The sequence below is a fragment of the Pseudomonas sp. D1-36 genome (assembly GCF_051132205.1).
Lineage (GTDB): Bacteria > Pseudomonadota > Gammaproteobacteria > Pseudomonadales > Pseudomonadaceae > Aquipseudomonas.
The window spans coordinates 2,424,691-2,441,938 of the sequence record NZ_CP071674.1; the positions used below are offsets into that span (position 1 = coordinate 2,424,691).

General features: G+C 58.8%; 14 protein-coding genes. 11 read left to right on the forward strand and 3 right to left on the reverse strand.

Going from position 1 to position 17,248, the window contains the following annotated elements; genetic code table 11:
* Positions 1–251: 251 nt before the first annotated feature.
* The 9 genes from peaA (at position 252) to J3P76_RS11040 (ending at position 11,224) form a co-directional block, all read left to right on the forward strand.
* Positions 252–1,832 carry a quinohemoprotein amine dehydrogenase subunit alpha gene (peaA, locus tag J3P76_RS11000; RefSeq protein WP_434606172.1) on the forward strand — a complete coding sequence of 527 codons (1,581 nt, stop codon included), beginning with the start codon at positions 252–254 and terminating at the stop codon, positions 1,830–1,832.
* A gap of 81 nt (positions 1,833–1,913) precedes the next feature.
* Positions 1,914–3,344 (forward strand): quinohemoprotein amine dehydrogenase maturation protein, encoded by a 1,431-nt coding sequence (gene peaB, locus J3P76_RS11005; protein WP_434606170.1) that lies wholly within the window; start codon positions 1,914–1,916, stop codon positions 3,342–3,344.
* A 1-nt stretch (position 3,345) separates the two neighbouring features.
* Positions 3,346–3,669, forward strand: a complete 324-nt coding sequence (qhpC, locus tag J3P76_RS11010; RefSeq protein WP_007933151.1) for a quinohemoprotein amine dehydrogenase subunit gamma — start codon at positions 3,346–3,348, stop codon at positions 3,667–3,669.
* Positions 3,670–3,693: 24 nt separating this feature from the next.
* Complete coding sequence (gene peaD / locus J3P76_RS11015) at positions 3,694–4,812, forward strand: quinohemoprotein amine dehydrogenase subunit beta (protein ID WP_434701922.1); 1,119 nt, start codon at positions 3,694–3,696, stop codon at positions 4,810–4,812.
* A gap of 80 nt (positions 4,813–4,892) precedes the next feature.
* On the forward strand, positions 4,893–6,593 hold the full coding sequence (locus J3P76_RS11020; RefSeq protein ID WP_434701923.1) for an AMP-binding protein: 1,701 nt from the start codon (positions 4,893–4,895) through the stop codon (positions 6,591–6,593).
* Between the two features lie 73 nt (positions 6,594–6,666).
* Positions 6,667–8,652 (forward strand): M10 family metallopeptidase C-terminal domain-containing protein, encoded by a 1,986-nt coding sequence (locus tag J3P76_RS11025; protein WP_434701924.1) that lies wholly within the window; start codon positions 6,667–6,669, stop codon positions 8,650–8,652.
* Between the two features lie 164 nt (positions 8,653–8,816).
* The gene (locus tag J3P76_RS11030; protein WP_420764028.1) at positions 8,817–9,185 is read left to right on the forward strand and encodes a RidA family protein; all 369 of its coding nucleotides are present in this window, start codon (positions 8,817–8,819) and stop codon (positions 9,183–9,185) included.
* 45 nt (positions 9,186–9,230) lie between these two features.
* A complete protein-coding gene (locus J3P76_RS11035) occupies positions 9,231–10,109 on the forward strand; it encodes a LysR substrate-binding domain-containing protein (protein ID WP_434647901.1) in 879 nt (292 codons plus the stop codon).
* 188 nt (positions 10,110–10,297) lie between these two features.
* Positions 10,298–11,224, forward strand: coding sequence for an AEC family transporter (locus J3P76_RS11040; protein WP_434701925.1), 927 nt, complete (start codon positions 10,298–10,300; stop codon positions 11,222–11,224).
* 111 nt (positions 11,225–11,335) lie between these two features.
* Here the strand turns inward: J3P76_RS11040 and J3P76_RS11045 are convergent, their stop codons facing one another.
* The 3 genes from J3P76_RS11045 to J3P76_RS11055 form a co-directional block, all read right to left on the reverse strand.
* Positions 11,336–13,486: a TonB-dependent receptor gene (locus J3P76_RS11045; RefSeq protein WP_434701926.1), complete on the reverse strand. Its 2,151-nt coding sequence runs from the start codon at positions 13,484–13,486 to the stop codon at positions 11,336–11,338.
* Between the two features lie 71 nt (positions 13,487–13,557).
* On the reverse strand, positions 13,558–13,947 hold the full coding sequence (locus J3P76_RS11050; protein ID WP_434701927.1) for a DUF2946 family protein: 390 nt from the start codon (positions 13,945–13,947) through the stop codon (positions 13,558–13,560).
* Positions 13,948–14,020: 73 nt separating this feature from the next.
* Complete coding sequence (locus J3P76_RS11055; RefSeq protein ID WP_420763636.1) at positions 14,021–14,728, reverse strand: TetR/AcrR family transcriptional regulator; 708 nt, start codon at positions 14,726–14,728, stop codon at positions 14,021–14,023.
* Positions 14,729–14,926: 198 nt separating this feature from the next.
* Between J3P76_RS11055 and J3P76_RS11060 the strand changes: the two genes are divergently transcribed.
* Complete coding sequence (locus J3P76_RS11060; RefSeq protein WP_434701928.1) at positions 14,927–15,745, forward strand: DMT family transporter; 819 nt, start codon at positions 14,927–14,929, stop codon at positions 15,743–15,745.
* 153 nt (positions 15,746–15,898) lie between these two features.
* Complete coding sequence (locus J3P76_RS11065; protein ID WP_434559279.1) at positions 15,899–17,221, forward strand: APC family permease; 1,323 nt, start codon at positions 15,899–15,901, stop codon at positions 17,219–17,221.
* Positions 17,222–17,248: the final 27 nt, after the last annotated feature.

Genomic DNA, 17,248 nt, shown 5'->3' on the forward strand with positions numbered 1-17,248 from the left:
CACCTATGCTTGTCTCAGACTGCAACGGCTGTCGCGATATAAGACGCAGGTCATCTCGTTCTGATGCGTAGAAAAGCCAAGATATTCCTATAACTCATTGATTTAAATGCTGTTCGTTAAGCTGGCACGCTCCGTGTATTGCTCATCGCAGACGTTTCTCTTGCCTCCGTCAGCGGCTTGTCGCCGACGGCAGAAACCATAAAAACGATAAGCCACAAAAATAAGAAAGCACCGTGGGAGGTTCGACGTTGATGAAGAGAAAACTCCGATCAGGCCTGAGCGCCAGTCTGTTGACCGTGGCGGCCTGTGTAGCGCTGCATTCGCCTTACAGCCTGGCAGCTCGCGACGCCCAGACCATCCTCAGGGAAACCTGTCAGGGCTGTCACATCCCCGAAGCCGATAACGCCCTGAGCCGTATCAGCCACCAGCGCAAAACGCCGGAAGGCTGGCTGATGAGTATTGCCCGGATGCAGGTCATGCATGGTGTGCAGATCAGCGATGACGATCGCCGGACCCTCGTCAAATACCTGGCTGACACCCAAGGCCTGGCGCCCAGTGAGACCGATGGTGTGCGTTATGCCTTGGAGCGACGGCTCAATACCGTCGAGAAGTTCGACGACCAGACCAGCCAGATGTGTGGCCGCTGTCACTCCGGTGCGCGGGTTGCCCTGCAGCGTCGACCTGCCCAGGAATGGGAGCGCCTGGTGAACTTCCACCTCGGCCAATGGCCGTCCCTCGAATACCAGGCCCTGTCCCGCGACCGCGATTGGTTCGATCTGGCCCGCAAAGAGATGGTGCCGCTGCTGGCCAAGCGTTATTCGCTGGACAACCCGGCCTGGAAGAAATGGGTGGAAAGCGCGCCGAAAGCCGAGGCGCTGGTCGGCGACTGGAGCTTCAGCGGGCACCTGCCGGGTAAAGGCGAACTGGCTGGCGTCATGAGCGTGACTGCCGATGGCAGCGACACGTTCAAGGTCAACGTCAAAGGTCAGTATGCCGACGGCAGCCCGTTCAACGGCGATGGCAGTGCGATTCTCTACACCGGTTACGAATGGCGCGGCAACGTGACCATCGATGGCGTAGTCATGCGTCAGGTGTTCGCCGCCCAGGGCAACGCCATGCAGGGTCGGATGTTCGAGGCCGAGCACGACGAGCGGGGCCTGGACTTTGTCGCCGCCAAACAGGGCTCCAAGCGTTTGCTGGCCGTGCAGCCGGGGTATCTGAAGGCGGGCAGCGAAACCGAAGTTACCCTGATCGGCAGCGGCCTGACCGGCAAACCGGATTTTGGTAAAGGCGTGGAAGTGGTTCAGGTGCTTGAGCAAAGTCCGGAGCGCCTGCGAGTCAAGATCAAGGCCGCTGCCAATGCGCAACCGGGCCTGCGCAACGTCGCGCTCGGCACGCTGAAAGGCCCGACACTGTCGGTCTATAGCAAGATCGCTGAAGTCAAAGTCGTGCCCGAATTTTCAGTGGCGCGGATCGGCGAGGGCGGTGGTTCGACGCCAAAAGTCCAGGGCCGTTTCGATGCCGAAGCCTGGGGCAAGGGCGCTGACGGCAAGCCCTATCGCATCGGCGTATTCCCTGCGCAATGGAAGGTCGAGGCTTTCGATGACCGTGCCAAAGAGGATGAAGACGTCAAGTTTGCCGGCACCATGCAGGCCGATACCGGTGTGTTCACCCCAGGCGATGCCGGGCCGAACCCGCAGCGCAAGATGTCCACCAACAATGCCGGCAATCTCAAGGTGATCGCCGCCGTCGACGACGCAGGGAAATCCCTGACCGGCGAAGGCCACATGATCGTCACCGTGCAACGCTGGAACAATCCACCCATTCCATAAGTTGGCTGTTTGTAGCGGTTCCAGACACTTTTCGGAATGACCGCAGGCCTCGTGAATCGGGGCTTGCACAGGAGGTTTGCAATGGGCGCTATTTTGAATCTGGTCGAACGCAATCTGCACGAAGTGCATGTCGACGCCGACCGCATGCTGTTCCACATTCCCAGCAGCTCGCTGTTCGCCAGCGATGAGCTGACGGGCACCATCATCGACACCTTGCGCGGTCCCGGCTGTTCATCGGACGACCTGATCCAACGCTTGGCCGCACGCTTCAACGGCGAAGAAATCACCGAAACCCTGCGTGAGCTGATCTCCCTGGAACTGGTCAGCGACGGCTCACCGCTGTCGCCGGACATCGGTACCAAACGGGTGGAGCGCACCGCAATCAATACCGTGGTGCTCAACGTCAACACGGGCTGCAATCTGAGCTGCACCTACTGCTACAAAGAAGACCTCGACAAGCCCTCGGCGGGCAAGAAGATGGACGTCGAAACGGCGGTCGCTTCGGTAGAAATGCTGCTGCGCGAATCCCCCGATGAAGAGCGTTTTACTGTGGTGTTCTTCGGGGGAGAGCCGCTGAGCAACCGCAAGCTGATCGAGTACATGGTCGACTACTGTGAAAAGCGGTTTGCCGAGGCGGGCAAGTTCGTCGAGTTCGTCATGACCACCAACGCCACGTTGCTCACCGAAGACACCGTGGACTACCTCAACGCCCATCGCTTCGGGCTCTCGGTGAGTATCGACGGGCCGAAGACCGTGCATGATCGCAATCGCATCACGGTGGGTGGGCAGGGCACGTATGACGTGGTGCGGCGCAAGGCCGAGATGCTGTTGTCGCGTTACAACAGCCGTCCAGTGGGCGCGCGGGTGACCCTGACCACTGGCGTTACCGATGTAGAGACCATCTGGGACCACCTGTTCAACGAACTGGGATTTGCCGAGGTCGGTTTTGCTCCGGTGACGTCCGGTGATATCAGCAGCTTCAACCTTTCCAGCGACGAACTGATCGAGGTCTTCGCCAACATGAAAAAGCTCGGTCGTCGTTACCTGGAAGCGGCACTGGAGCACCGCAACATCGGGTTCTCCAACCTGCACCAGTTGATCACCGACATCCATGAGGGCCACAAGAAAGCCCTGCCGTGCGGCGCGGGCCTGAAGATGCTGGCGGTGGATCACAAGGGCGAATTGAACCTGTGCCACCGCTTTACCGGTTCGAGCCTGCCGACGTTCGGCAACGTTCACAGCGGGGTGAAACAGGTCGAGTTGAATGACTTCCTGTCCCAGCGGCTCGACCGTACCAATACTGGCTGTGAAGACTGCCAGATCCGCAATCTCTGCTCCGGCGGCTGCTACCACGAGAGCTACGCCCGATACGGCGACCCGACTCATCCGACCTACCACTACTGCGAACTGATGCGTGACTGGGTCGACTTCGGCATCGAGGTCTACACCCGGATCATGGCTCACAACCCTGCGTTTATCAGCAGTTACATCACTCCGCGCAAGGCTCACTGATATGAAACATCTCAAGGCAATCAACAACAAAGCCCAGAAACTCGATCAGGCCGCGGCCGAGAACCGAATCGAAGAAGTGGTGGCGATGAGCTCCGTCGCCGGCTGCGCCTCGACCACCGATCCTGGTTGGGAAATCGACGCGTTCGGCGGCGTGTCGTCGCTGTGCCAGCCGATGGAAGCCGACCTGTATGGTTGCTCCGACCCCTGCTGGTGGCCGGCCCAGGTGCCGGACATGATGAGCACCTATCCGGACTGGAACAAGGATGCCCAGGCGTCCAACGAAAACTGGCGCAACCTCGGCACCGTTTTTCCTAAAGACAAGTGATCGGTCATGAAGAAGGATTCCAGCATGCAATGCATCAAAGCCTGCGGCTTGGCCGCGTTCGGTGTCCTGGGCGTTATCTCATTCGATGTCCTGGCCGATGAAAACACCGCACTGCAAAGCGGTCACGAGTACATGGTGACCACCAATTATCCGAACAACCTGCACGTGATCGACCTGGCCACCGACAGCCTGTTCAAGACCTGCAAGATGCCGGACGCCTTCGGTCCCGGCACCGTGCAACTGTCGCCGGATCGCAAGACCGCGTACGTGTTGAACAACCATTACGCGGATATTTACGGTGTTGAGCTGGACAGCTGTAAACAGGTCTTTCACGCCAGCATCACCCAGAAACCGGGGGAGAAAGCGAAATCCATGTTCGCTTTTACTGTTGGCCACGACGGCAAGGAACTCTTTGCCATCGCCAACCCGACGTTGATGCTCAACGACCGTTACGAAGTACAGCAACCCCGGCTCGATGTGTACGCCACCGATGCCGGCATGAACGCCAAACCTGTTCGCAGTTTTCCGGCACCGCGGCAGCTGACCATCATGCAAAGCGGTGACGATGGCACGCTGTATGTGGCGGGAGCGGATGTCTACAAGGTCAACGTGAACACCGGCAAATTCGACGTGCTGATCCCCAGTCGTCATTGGAAGCGTGAAAACTACAGCGCGCCGGACGTGCTTTATGTGTGGAACCAGCAAACGTACCGCCATGATTTTTCGCTGCTCTATACCGCCGCGAAATTCAAGGACAAGCAGCAGGACCCGGCCACCGCCGAATACCTCTATGGGTTGTTCAGCATCGACCTGAAAACCGGCAAGACCGAAACCACCGACTTCGGCCCTCTGACGGAGATCTATTTCAGTGGCATGCGTTCGCCCAAGGACCCGAACTTGATGTTCGGTGTACTCAACCGTCTGGCCAAGTACGACATGAAGCAGAAAAAACTGCTTCAGGCCGCCACGCTGGACCATTCCTTTTACTGCATTTCGTTCAACAAGGCCGGCAGCAAGATTTACCTGGCGGGTACCTTCAACGACGTAGCGGTGTTCGACGCCGACAGTTTGAAGCAGATCGGCAACATCAAATTGCCCGGCGGTGATATGGCGATTACCACGGCGCAGATATTCACGCGTTAAAAACAAAGAGGGCAAGCCATTCAACAAAGCGCCGTGGTTGAAACCCCGGACCACATTTGGATCGTACAGAGAGAACAGATATGAGTGTCCCCAGTTACACCCGTGGACCGCAAACCACACCCTTGCTGGCGATGACCATTGGCGCGGCGTTCGACCTAGCGGTGGAACGGTTCTGCGATCGCGAAGCGTTGGTCGTACGGCATCAAGGGCTGCGCTACACCTGGGCACAGTTGGCCGAGGAGGTGGACTGTTGCGCACGAGGATTGCTCGCGCTGGGCCTCAAGGCCGGTGAACGGGTCGGCATCTGGTCGCCGAACTGCGCGCAATGGTGCATTGCCCAATTCGCAACCGCCAAGGTGGGAGCGGTGTTGGTGAACATCAATCCGGCCTACCGCCTGACCGAGCTTGAATACACCCTCAAGCAGTCGGGGTGCCGCTGGCTGATTTGTGCCGATTCGTTCAAGACCTCCAACTACCACGCGATGCTTCATGATCTGCTGCCCGAACTCCAACGCTGCGCCGTAGGCGCACTGCAAAGTGGCCGGTTGCCTGAGTTGCGGGGCGTGATCAGCCTTGGCGATGCGCCAGCCGCCGGTATGTTGTCATGGGAGGGGTTGCGAGACCTGACGGAACGAGTGGCTCCGGAGCAATTGCGCGAACGCGGCGAACAATTGCAGTTCGACGATCCGGTCAACATCCAGTACACCTCGGGGACCACCGGATTCCCTAAAGGCGCCACCCTCAGCCATTACAACATCCTGAATAACGGCTTTATGGTCGGTGAAAGCCTGAAGCTCAGCGAGCAAGACCGGCTGGTAATACCGGTGCCGTTGTATCACTGCTTCGGCATGGTCATGGGTAACCTGGGTTGTGTCACCCACGGAACGACAATGATCTACCCCAGTGCGGCGTTCGATCCTCTGGAGACCTTGCGGGCCGCCGCACAGGAGAAAGCGACCGGCGTGTATGGCGTGCCGACCATGTTCATCGCGATGCTCGACCACCCGCAGCGCCAGTCATTGGATTTGAGTCATCTGCGAACGGGCATCATGGCCGGCTCCACCTGCCCGATCGAAGTCATGAAGCGGGTGATCGAAGACCTGCACCTCAAGGAGATGCAGATCGCCTACGGCATGACCGAAACCAGCCCGGTCTCCACCCAGACCGGGCCGGAGGACGATATCGAACACCGAGTCACCCGTGTCGGCCGCACCCAGCCGCACTTGGAAAGCAAGGTCATCGACGAACAGAACCGGGTCGTTCCTCGCGGTCAGATTGGCGAACTGTGTACTCGCGGCTACAGCGTGATGCTGGGCTACTGGAACAACCCGCAGGCGACCGCGCAGGCCATCGACGATGCGGGCTGGATGCACACCGGCGACCTGGCAATCATGGACGACGAGGGTTATCTGAAGATCATCGGGCGCAATAAGGACATGATCATTCGAGGGGGCGAGAACGTCTACCCGCGCGAAATAGAGGAGTTCTTCTTCAGCCACCCTTCGGTGGCAGACGTTCAGGTCATCGGTGTTCCGGACAAGGTTTATGGGGAAGAGATCGTTGCTTGGATCAGGCTGCACGAGGGACACCAGGCAAGCGCTGAAGAGCTGCGCGATTATTGCAAGGGCCGGATCGCTCATTTCAAGACGCCACGCCACTTCAAGTTCGTTGACAACTTTCCGATGACCGTCAGCGGTAAGGTGCAGAAGTTCCGCATGCGTGAAATCAGCGTAGAGGAACTGGGAACGCCCGGTTCGCCGATGCCCTTGATAGGCGGTTGAGGGATGAAAAGTGGCAACCTGACTGACCCATGTCTATAGTTTTTGGCGCCTAATAGCTACAGGAGACATGGACATGAGTCAGGACATTTCGCCCGCCGCTGCAGCGGCGCGGAACACAGGCATGGTTGCCACCACCTTATGGGGCTCGGACACTGTCGCAGGTATCACGGTCGATCCGGACGGTGCTATCTGGCTGGGCGCTTACAGTCGCCTGGGATTGGGAGGCGAAGAGGACTCGGGCTTCACCGGTAGCCTGGTCCGGTTCAATGCCGACGGTAGCCTGGACCGCAGCTTCAGTGGAGACGGTAAATCGCTTCTTCCTGTGTCGCTCGATATCGAGGACGGCGGTAATGCCGCGGTGCAGCCGGGAGGCGGTTACCTGGTGGCGCAGTACGTGCAAGTCGGCGACGCCTGGGTATCGGGGATAAGTCGCACCTTGGCGGACGGCAGCCTGGATACGAGTTTCGGGAATGGCGGCACCGCGATCGTGCCTTTTTACTGGAATGACAATTTAGGCCAGCAAGCGTCGTTCTCCGTGCAACGCGACGGAAGCTTTTTCGCAAGCGCGGGGTATCCCTCCGGGGAGATCTATATCGCCCGCTTCGACGCGACGGGGGCCTTGATCCCGTCTTTCGCAGAGGCAGGGGTCTTGCACCTGCCAGCCTCCGTCGGCATTCACCCCGGCGGCACGATCGACGTTTCGCTGCAGGAAGACGGGAAAGTATTGGTCACAGGGCAAGATACCCTGACCCGCCTCAACCCGGACGGTACCCTGGATAGCGGCTTCGCGAACGGGGGCAGCCTGGCCCTGGATGTCCATGCGGATGCCCTCGTCATCCAGGATGACGGCAAAATCCTGCTGGCGGGCGCCTCGGGGGGCGTGGCGACCGTCACCCGACTCAACGCCGACGGCTCGCTCGACAGCAGCTTCGGTGACCAGGGTAAGGTGAGTTGGGGCTCGCAAAACGCTCCTTTTGCGATCGCCGACATGATTGTGCTGGCCAACGGCAAGGTATTGATTGGCGCAAGCCAAGGTACAAGCGCGGACGGCTACCTGGCCTCCCTGGTTCAGTTGAACCCCGACGGTAGCCTGGACCACAGCTTTGGCAATCCCGACGACGGCTATCACCACGTCGACGGTGGCCGCGATGATGATTTCTTGCCCGGTACCGCGTCATTCGACGATGCGATCTCTGGCGGGGCCGGTAACGATCTGCTCGATGGCCAGGAAGGTCGTGACCTGCTGACGGGCGGGGCCGGTGCCGATACGTTCCGTTACGAGTCAGTCGCAGACAGTTACCGAACCGCAACCACCGCCCATAGCGACCGAATCACCGACTTCGACCCCAGCACCGATACCCTCGATCTCTCATCCCTGGGCTTCCTCGGGCTAGGCAATGGCTATGACGGAACGCTGGCGATACGCGTCAATGAAAGCGGGACGCGGACCTACCTCAAGAGTTTCGAGGCCAACGCGGATGGGGAACGCTTCGAAGTGGTCTTCGAGGGTAATCTGGGCCAAACGCTGGATGAAACCAACGTCCTGTTCCAGCAAGCCAGGTTGGTGGGCACCGAAGGGGACGATCGTTTACAAGGCAACGCCCGAGGCGAAATCATCGAAGGGCACGCGGGCGATGATCGCCTCTATGGAGCGTTAGGCAATGACGTATTGATTGGCGCAGAAGGCCGGGACCAATTGGTCGGTGGCGGCAACAACGACGTGTTCCGCTTCGACCTGCTGAGCGACAGCTACCGTACCGCCACCGAAAACCACACTGACCGCCTGATGGACTACACCACGGGTGAAGACACGATCGATGTGTCCGCCTTGGGCTTCACCCGACTCGGCAATGGGTACAACGGCACCTTGGATGTGGTTGTCAATCAAGCCAAGAACCTGACTTACTTGAAGAGCTACGAAGCCGACGCATCAGGGGCTCGATTCGAGTTGAGCCTGGTCGGGGATCACTCCGGTTACCGTGACTTGAACATCATCTTCGCCGAGCCCCCGCAAGAGGAGGTCTTTCAACTGATCGGAGTGGCTGACTCGCTGGCGTGAAACGCAAACCTGGCTGTTCCGGGCCTAAGGCGTTGGCATGAAAGGCCCGCTTGGATGTAAATCCAGCTGCGCTGGGCATAACCTTGGCATTTGGTGGTGCCCAGCGTATGGTTCGGCTGGTTGACGGCCCGACCTTAATATTCCCAGTTCATGGATTAAAACCGATGGCAACGATTGAACGTTTTCAGAGCAACGCGCGAATGTCCGGTGTGGTTAGTCACGGCGATCTGCTTTACCTCTCCGGCCAGGTACCTACCGATCTACAGGCCGGCATCGAAGAGCAGACGCAGCAGGTGCTGGCCAAAATCGAAGCCTTGTTGGCGTTGGCGGGCAGCGACAAGGGCCAGCTTTTGAGCGCACAGATCTGGCTTAAAGACATTGATCGTGATTTCGCGGCGATGAACTCAGTGTGGGATGCTTGGCTTCCAACCGACTGCGCTCCTGCACGGGCCACTGTTCAGGCAAATCTGGCGCGACCCGAGGTGCTGGTTGAGATCATGGTAATAGCAGCGAAACCTGCCCTTGATGCTTGATCCCTTTATGACAAGCTCGGCCATCAATCTGCAGGATTAATGGCTATGTCTCTACGCGCACTTCGAACACTGCTTGCCATTGCCCAATACGGTTCTTTTGTTAGGGCCGCGGACGCCGTGCATTTGACCCAGTCAGCGATCAGCCTTCACGTCCGGTCTTTGGAGGAAGATTTCAATACACTTCTGTTTGATCGCTCACGGCGGTTGCCGGTGCTGACGGATGCTGGGCATATTGCCGTTGAGCGCGCGCGAGAAATTCTAGCCTTATACGACGGCATCTCGTCCGAGATTGGAGGCGACACTGAGTTGCGCGGCAGGCTTAGAATCGGTGCCATTCATACAGCGCTGGCGAGCGTGTTGCCTCTCGCGCTGTCGGCATTGCGTGCCGAACATCCTCACCTGCGCATCACTGTTGCGTCGGGAATGTCCGCCGAATTGGCCACGCGCGTAGAGGCGGGCGAGCTTGACGTTGCGATCACCACCGAACCGGTAAAACCACACCCTTACGGCCTGGCAAGCACAGTCCTTTACGAGGAAGGGTTCTGGATCATCGCGCCGGTATCACGTGCCCACGAGGACTTGAAGCTTCTACTCAAAAGCCAGCCGTTCATTCGATTCGATCGTCGCGCCTGGGCAGGTCGAACCATTGAGCGAGAGCTTCGCGCTATGCGGCTGCGTGTGGAGACCAGCATGGAGCTGGATAGCCAGGATGCGATTATCAAGATGGTCTCAAGCGGGTTGGGCGTATCGATCGTTCCGCTCTCCCGGCATCAAGTCATAAGCTTGAAAACACTGGCCGTTCAACCGTTCGGCATCCCTCAAAAAACCAGGCGTGTGGTATTGCTGGAGCGCGAAGATCGTCCGCTTGCGCGACTGGCGGCAGCGCTGGCGAACGCGGTGAAAGCCCATGTCTTGCCCGATTAACCATGAGTAATACTTGTTGATCGCTGAAGTTTAAAACGTTTTTATTTTGGAGTTCGACCTCTTATCGTGGACCTCAGTCATTGAGTTTTTGGGGGCACCATGATCAGTAGACCTACCGTAGACATGCCGCTGATGAGCCGACGAATTGCGGAATGCGAACCGTTGGCACAGAAAATCAAGGCACGCGCATGACCCTCTCCTTGATGACTGCCTTGTTGCCCATCGCGCTATTGATCGTGCTGGGCGCGTGGCTCAAGCATTGTCAGTTTCTGGCGGATACTTTTTGGGCGCAGGCAGAGCGCTTGGCGTATTACGTGTTGTTGCCTTCTCTTTTCTTTCACGGACTGGCGACCGCCAACCTTGATGGCGTGCCGTTTCAAAGCATGGTTTCGGTGCTCGTATTCTCGACTGTTGTGGTATCGCTAATGTTGTTGAGCGCCAGATCGCTGATCACCGCGGACGATGCTGCGTTCACTTCGGTTTTTCAGGGGGGGATACGTTTCAATAATTACGTGGGCGTGTCGGCAGCTGCGGGCTTGTTCGGTGTGCAGGGTATAGCCCTGGCCGCGGTCGCGAACGCGGCCATCGTGCCCAGTGTGAACATTTTGTGTGTATTGGTCTTCGCAAAGTACGGCTCAGGCGGCAGGATGTCATTGGGCAAAGTCCTCAAACAGTTGGCATTGAACCCGCTGATACTTGCGTGCTTCGCCGGCGGATTGATCCAATTCTCGGGCTGGGGATTACCTGTGGGCATTGAGCCGATGCTCAAAGCCTTGGGGCAAATGTCACTACCGCTCGGATTGCTCTGCGTGGGTGCTGCGCTTGAGTTCGCAAGCATCAGGCAATGGTGGCGTCCGGTTGGTTACTCGTCGCTGACCAAGTTTTTAATCATGCCGCTGGTGACACTTTGGGCGTGCCACCTATTCGGACTTGAAGGAAAGGCCGCGGTTGCAGCACTTCTGTTCCAAGCACTGCCCACGGCCTCGTCCTCCTACATCATGGCAAGGCAGTTAGGAGGGGATGCCCCTCTTATGGCTGGGATCATCGCTTGCCAGACCATGCTGGCAGGACTGGCACTTCCAGCTGTCATCCTCGTGATGACCCAGTGGATTTGAGCGCGCTCTCAGCCATGCTACCAGGCTAGCCAACGCGGGACGGCCTGCGCTCCGACTCATAATCAGACACGTCAGGCCGTCAGACGACTTGTTGCAGTGCGTTCAGGCTTGTCAGTACTTCCACTGCATGGCGACTTCCAGACTGCGCGGTTCCCCCACGTAATATTGAGTGTTGCTCTGGTGGATGAAACGGGCATAGACCTCGTCGGTCAGGTTGCGCAGGCGCGCGCTGACTTGCAGGTGTTTGTCCAGGTCGTGGGTCATGGACAGGCCGTACAGGGTGTAGGAAGGCACCCACATCGTATTGGCGGTGTTGGCGTAAACCGACGACACGTAGCGCGCGTCGGCCCCGAGTTGCCAGCCAGGAGCCACGTCATAGGTCAGCCATAGATTGGCTACCCGATCTGGAATGTTCACCGGATTATTGCCTTTGCGTGAGTGCACGACGCCTGCGATGGTTTCATTGAACTCGTCGTACTCGGCCCTGACCCAAGTGACGTTGCCGGCCGCCAATAGCTTGGGCGTGACCTTGAACGACGCTGCCAGCTCAATGCCGGTGGAGGTTTGCTGACCCGCTTGCTCGGTGGTGTTGGGCACCGTCGAGGAGGGGACGGAGATGTTCTTGCGCACGATGCGGTAGGCCGCGGCGGTGGCCGAGCCGCGACCGTCAAGAAAATCGAACTTGCTGCCCACCTCGACTTGGCGACCGGTGCTCAAGTCAAAATCGCCCACCTGGGCAATGGAGGCGCTGGTCAGCGTGCCTCCCGGCGGCTCGGCCGACGTACTGTATTGGGTATAAAGGCTGACATTGGACGTCAGGTCGTACACCAGGCCCACGCGACCCGTGACTGCATCCCAACGCTTGTCGAGCCTGGCCTGGGCCATATGATCGACGACCTCGAAGTCGATGTGGTCATAGCGCAGCGCAGTGATCAGCGCCAGCTGTTCGGTCAGGCGCGTACGGTTCTCGACGAAAGCCGAGGAGGTATCGGTCCAGGTGCTGCGACCTTTAGCGCGGGGTGCGTCCATCCCCGGAATGTCCAAAAACTGGCCCGGCTCAAAGCCATTTGGGTCGATGGTATCGAAGGCACCTTTGGACAGTGGGTAGTTGGTTTGCTGGTTGGTGTTGTAATCCACGCCCAGGGCCCAATCGCTGGCCAGGCCGAACAGCTGAGCCTGGTGAGTCAGCTCGATACGGTCACCGTTGACCTCCTGGTCGTGCCGCTGGCGGTAACCGCCGGAGCGGGCGATGGCACTGTTGTCGCTGTTGTAGCGGTAGACCTCAAGGTTGCGGTAATCGCGCTGGCCGTCGTAGTGATAGAAGGTGTTGCGCAATTGAGTGTTGTCGTCCAGATGGTAGTCGGTGATTGAACGTATCCAGCGGGTGCGCTGCTCGTAACGACCGTCCTCGACGTTGTAGTTGTTGAAGCGGTTTTGCTTGTCGATGTGCAACTTGCCGGACAGCGGTTGCAATACCGGCGTGCCCCAGTAGGGACTGTCTTCCTTCTCCTCCAGGTATTCGATCGCCAGCGTATGGGAGAGTCGGTCGTTGATGTCGCTGAGCAGGGAGAAGGCCAGGTTGCCCGCACCATTCTCCTGGCGATCGATGTAGCCGTTGCTGCTGGTGCGGCTGTAGTCGAGCCGCGCATAGTGACGTGGACCGTCACCGCTGTTGAGCGCCTTATTGAAGCCGACCGCGGTTTCCCAAGTGTCGTAGCGACCGTAGCTCATCCGGCCCTCGAAGGTATCTTCCTCGCGGTTGGCGAGCTTGGTGATCACGTTCAGGCTGCCACCCACGGCACCGCTGCCGTTGAGGAACGAGGAGGGGCCGCCGAGCAATTCCACCCGGTCATAAATCCATGCGCCGACCGGACGTGCTGCGCCGCCGTATTGCAGGTTGATTCCGTTGAACAACTGGCTGATCTGGGCACCGTTGAAACCACGATACGACACATAGCCGCCCCAGCCGGGCGGTGCAGAAGCGTTTACGCCTGGCAGAGCGTTCGCCGCATCCTGAAAGTTGCGCGCGCCGATGCGTTCCATTGTCTTGCGATCGGCCACGCTCACAGAGGCCGGGTTTTCCCGGGCACTGAGGTTCAGACGCGAGCCGCTTTCGATGGGGGTGTCCAGGCCCAGGCTGGTCGCCGGTTTCGGCTGGTCGGCCGAGGCGTTGATATAGCTGGTGGGTAAATTCAGGGTTGTGTCTTGCGCCCACGCGCAGGTGCTGCCCGCGAGCAGCGCCAAAGTAGTCAAGCGAAACATGAATAGCTTCCTGGCTTAATTCGATGAGCACACACCGTCCGCGCGTCAGGCAGCGGCTAGTGGTGATGATGTCAAGGCGAGGGAAGCAGGGCGGGGGAGGCGCGAGGATTGATCAGGGGCCAGCGCTGCCTGGGTAAGCAACGGGTAGGTTGTGCGGGCAAGGGCCAGGCTGGTTCGCCGGCAAGCAAGGCGAGCAGCCCGAAGAACGCCGCGAGCAGGATCGCACCGAACAGGCTGGCAATGACGCAATCAGACTCGACGGGCAGTGACGGGGCGGGCGCATCATGCAGGCTTTCGAAGACTGCACCGCCGCCTGTGGAGCAAAGCAGTCCGCCGTCCAAACCGCTCAATCGCAAGCCGGCCATTTGCCCGTGGCCCATCGCGCACAGCAACGATGCGAACAGGACGCTGAAATACAGCACCCAGGCAATCATCGATTTTTTGCGGCTGGCCAGCTTCATCAGCAAAGCTCGTTGAGAAGGAACGGTTTTTTGGCGAGCGGATTCTACATTTTTTGATCCGTCAGTGGGCTTTTCAACAGTCCGACCTACAGGGACTGCCTTGCTCAACCTTCAGTCCGGGCAGGAGGGTGTCGCAGAAAAACGTCGCGATGGATTCCGGCGAGCGCGGGCCGCCGGGCTTGATCCACAAGTAGCTGTAATGGTGTATGCCAAGGATAGCCTTGACGGCCAACGCGTCAGCTGTACGGAAGGTCCCCTCGTTCACGCCGGCCTTGAGGATTTGCGACCAGAGCTTTTCATACTGCCGGTGCAGGTCGAGCAACTCGGTCTGGCGCTCGCCAATGACGGAATACACCTCCCGGAAACATACCGTCATTTCGGCCAGGTGAGTGACGATCGTGCGCATCACAATGGCCGAGAACTGGCGAAATTTATCCTCCGCGGGCAGGTCACTCTCGCACAGAGGCGTGCCCTCAGCGATGAGCACCCGCAAGTACCGGCTGGTGATCTCGAACAGGAGCTCTTCCTTGCTGCCGATGTGGTAATACAGCGCGCCTCGAGCCAGGCCGGTGGCTTTTTCCAACTCAGCCATGCCGGTCGCGTGAAACCCGCGCGTCGAAAACAATTGCGCAGCGACTTTCAGTATCCGCTCCTTGGTGCTGGTTTCAGCAGGTTCGGCAGCGACGACGGCGTTCTTTTTTCCCATGGGCCATTTCCAACCGGTTGAGCGGCAATCATACCCATGCGTGCGCGTTGAAGGATACAAATGGGAGAAGCTCATCCGAGGGTCGTAGGAAGATAGTCGTATTGACCGATCGGTACAGGGACGACTATAAGCCCAACGTAGTTGAACGTGTTTCAACGGGCGCGGTGGCGTCGAACGTTCTAAGAGCCTGCCTGGGCATTGGGATCGACCATGACAATAAGCAAACACCCCACACTGGCGTCCAACTCGTCAGCATCGGCCAGATTGATAGCGATGACCTGTTTCGCCCTGTTCGCCTTCGCCGCTAACTCATTGCTGTGCCGCCTGGCGCTTAAGCACACTGATATCGATGCCGCGAGCTTCAGCGTTGTCCGGCTGGTCAGCGGGGCCTTGGTGTTAGGGCTGATGTGCCTCATGAGGCGGTCCTCAACCCAAACCAAAGGCAGTTGGAAGGGCGCCGCAGCCTTGTTCGTTTACGTCTTTGCTTTTTCCTTCGCGTACCGTCATTTGGAGACCGGGACGGGGGCGCTGTTGTTGTTTGGCGCGGTTCAACTGAGCATGGTTCTGTTCGGCTTGTTCAAAGGCGAACGGATGCATACGCGGGCAATCGTTGGGTTTGTGTTGGCGATGGCTGGCCTGGTCAGTCTGCTGCTGCCAGGCGCAGCCGCTCCCGACCCCGCTAGCGCGCTTACGATGCTGTTATCGGGGCTGGCATGGGGAATCTACTCGCTGCTTGGCAAAACTGTCGCCGATCCGCTGGCGACCACAACCGGCAATTTCCTGAGGTCGATTCCCCTGGTCCTGGTGGCAAGCTTGCCGTTTCTCTCAACGCTGCGTTGGGATGCGCTGGGTATGTTTTATGCGGTTCTTTCCGGCGCGCTGGCGTCAGGCGTCGGCTACGCGGTCTGGTATGTCGCGGTGCGTCATCTTGCGGCGTTTCAAGCCGCGACGGTGCAGTTGAGCGTGCCCATCCTGGCTTCGCTGGCGGGTATCGTATTTCTGGGTGAAAGCCTGAGCGTAAGGATGGTGTTGGCATCCGTCGCCGTGCTGGGGGGTGTTGCTTTGGTGCTGGGTAGCAAACGGCACGGCTAGTTGGCATTGGATGGATAACCGTTCGTTTGGCTATGGGCTAAGTAGGGCACGGGTGATTTAGTGAACTTTTACCCTACGAATCCATTCCACTGGTGCAGACGTTGTGCGCAGGCATGACGCTTTCGCGCATTCACATCTGTGACAGAGCCTTCAATGAAAGTAAACACGTCCCAATCCAAGACCTCTTTGCGTCGCGCTGTCACGGGGCCGATGCTGTTTCTGTTCATACTTGGCGATGTGCTGGGCGCTGGCGTTTATGCGCTGGCGGGTACCATCGCAGGGGAAGTCGGCGGCGCGATCTGGGTGCCGTTGTTGATCGCGTTATTGTTCGCAATGCTGACGGCGGGTTCGTATGCCGAACTGGTCTCGAAATACCCTCACGCGGGCGCAGCGTCGGTGTTTGCCGAAAAGGCTTTCAAGTCACCGTTGATATCGTTCCTGGTTGGTTTTTGCATGCTCGCCGCGGCGGTGACAAGCGCTGCCGGTCTCTCGCTGGCTTTTGCGGGGGACTACCTTGCAGCGTTCATTGAAGTACCCGCCCATGTCGCAGCCTTGATTTTCTTGTTGGTCATCGCGCTGTTGAATGCCAGAGGGATCAAGGAATCCCTCGGGGCGAATATGGTGATGACCGTGATCGAGCTGTCGGGGCTGATCCTGGTCATCGTCGCGGCGGGGAGTTTCTTCAGTTCTGGCGAAGCGCAACTCGCAAGGTCGCTGGAATTCAAGCCTGGAGTCAGCCCGATGCTCGCCGTCCTGGGCGCTGCGTTGCTCGCGTTCTATTCGTTCGTGGGTTTTGAGACTTCCGCCAACCTCGCGGAAGAGATCAAGGACGTCCGCAAGGTATACCCCCGCGCCTTGTTTGCGGCGCTGATAACCGCGGGCGTCGTTTACATGGCCGTTGGGGTCGCAGCCTCGTCAGTACTGTCCACGGAGAAACTGCTCGCGACCTCGGCGCCGTTACTTGAGGTGGTCCGTGCGTCCGGGCTAGATATTCCGCCTCGCCTGTTCGCGTTCATCGCGCTCATCGCAGTGGCCAACGGGGCGCTGCTGACCATGATCATGGCCAGTCGTCTCACGTATGGGATGGCAAATCTAGGCCTCTTGCCAGACTTCCTGGAAAAGGTACTGCCCCACCGGCGCACGCCGTGGGCGGCCATTGTCGCAACGACCCTCGTAGCAATCGCACTGACGCTCACGGGGACCTTGGCTACCCTGGCGCAAACCGTGGTTCTGCTCTTACTGTTCGTTTTCCTCAGCACCAACATAGCGGTGCTGGTGTTACGCAAGGACAAGGTCGCAGAAGAGCATTATCAGACGCCTACGTGGGTACCCGTGCTAGCCATCCTGTCTTGTCTCGTATTGCTGAGTCAGCAAGACATGGGCACTTGGCTGCGCGGCGGGGCACTCATCCTGGTGGGCATGCTGCTGTATGTCTTTGCTCGGATGACCGTGCCTACCGTTGCGAAGCCAAACTAGCCGGGGCAGTCCAGGCAGGAACGCGAG

Bases quoted from the DNA above. Each gene is read 5' to 3' on its own strand.
- peaA (WP_434606172.1), top strand. From the start codon at position 252: ATGAAGAGAAAACTCCGATCAGGCCTGAGCGCCAGTCTGTTGACCGTG.
- peaB (WP_434606170.1), top strand. From the start codon at position 1,914: ATGGGCGCTATTTTGAATCTGGTCGAACGCAATCTGCACGAAGTGCAT.
- qhpC (WP_007933151.1), top strand. From the start codon at position 3,346: ATGAAACATCTCAAGGCAATCAACAACAAAGCCCAGAAACTCGATCAG.
- peaD (WP_434701922.1), top strand. From the start codon at position 3,694: ATGCAATGCATCAAAGCCTGCGGCTTGGCCGCGTTCGGTGTCCTGGGC.
- J3P76_RS11020 (WP_434701923.1), top strand. From the start codon at position 4,893: ATGAGTGTCCCCAGTTACACCCGTGGACCGCAAACCACACCCTTGCTG.
- J3P76_RS11025 (WP_434701924.1), top strand. From the start codon at position 6,667: ATGAGTCAGGACATTTCGCCCGCCGCTGCAGCGGCGCGGAACACAGGC.
- J3P76_RS11030 (WP_420764028.1), top strand. From the start codon at position 8,817: ATGGCAACGATTGAACGTTTTCAGAGCAACGCGCGAATGTCCGGTGTG.
- J3P76_RS11035 (WP_434647901.1), top strand. From the start codon at position 9,231: ATGTCTCTACGCGCACTTCGAACACTGCTTGCCATTGCCCAATACGGT.
- J3P76_RS11040 (WP_434701925.1), top strand. From the start codon at position 10,298: ATGACCCTCTCCTTGATGACTGCCTTGTTGCCCATCGCGCTATTGATC.
- J3P76_RS11045 (WP_434701926.1), bottom strand. From the start codon at position 13,486: ATGTTTCGCTTGACTACTTTGGCGCTGCTCGCGGGCAGCACCTGCGCG.
- J3P76_RS11050 (WP_434701927.1), bottom strand. From the start codon at position 13,947: ATGAAGCTGGCCAGCCGCAAAAAATCGATGATTGCCTGGGTGCTGTAT.
- J3P76_RS11055 (WP_420763636.1), bottom strand. From the start codon at position 14,728: ATGAGCTTCTCCCATTTGTATCCTTCAACGCGCACGCATGGGTATGAT.
- J3P76_RS11060 (WP_434701928.1), top strand. From the start codon at position 14,927: ATGACCTGTTTCGCCCTGTTCGCCTTCGCCGCTAACTCATTGCTGTGC.
- J3P76_RS11065 (WP_434559279.1), top strand. From the start codon at position 15,899: ATGAAAGTAAACACGTCCCAATCCAAGACCTCTTTGCGTCGCGCTGTC.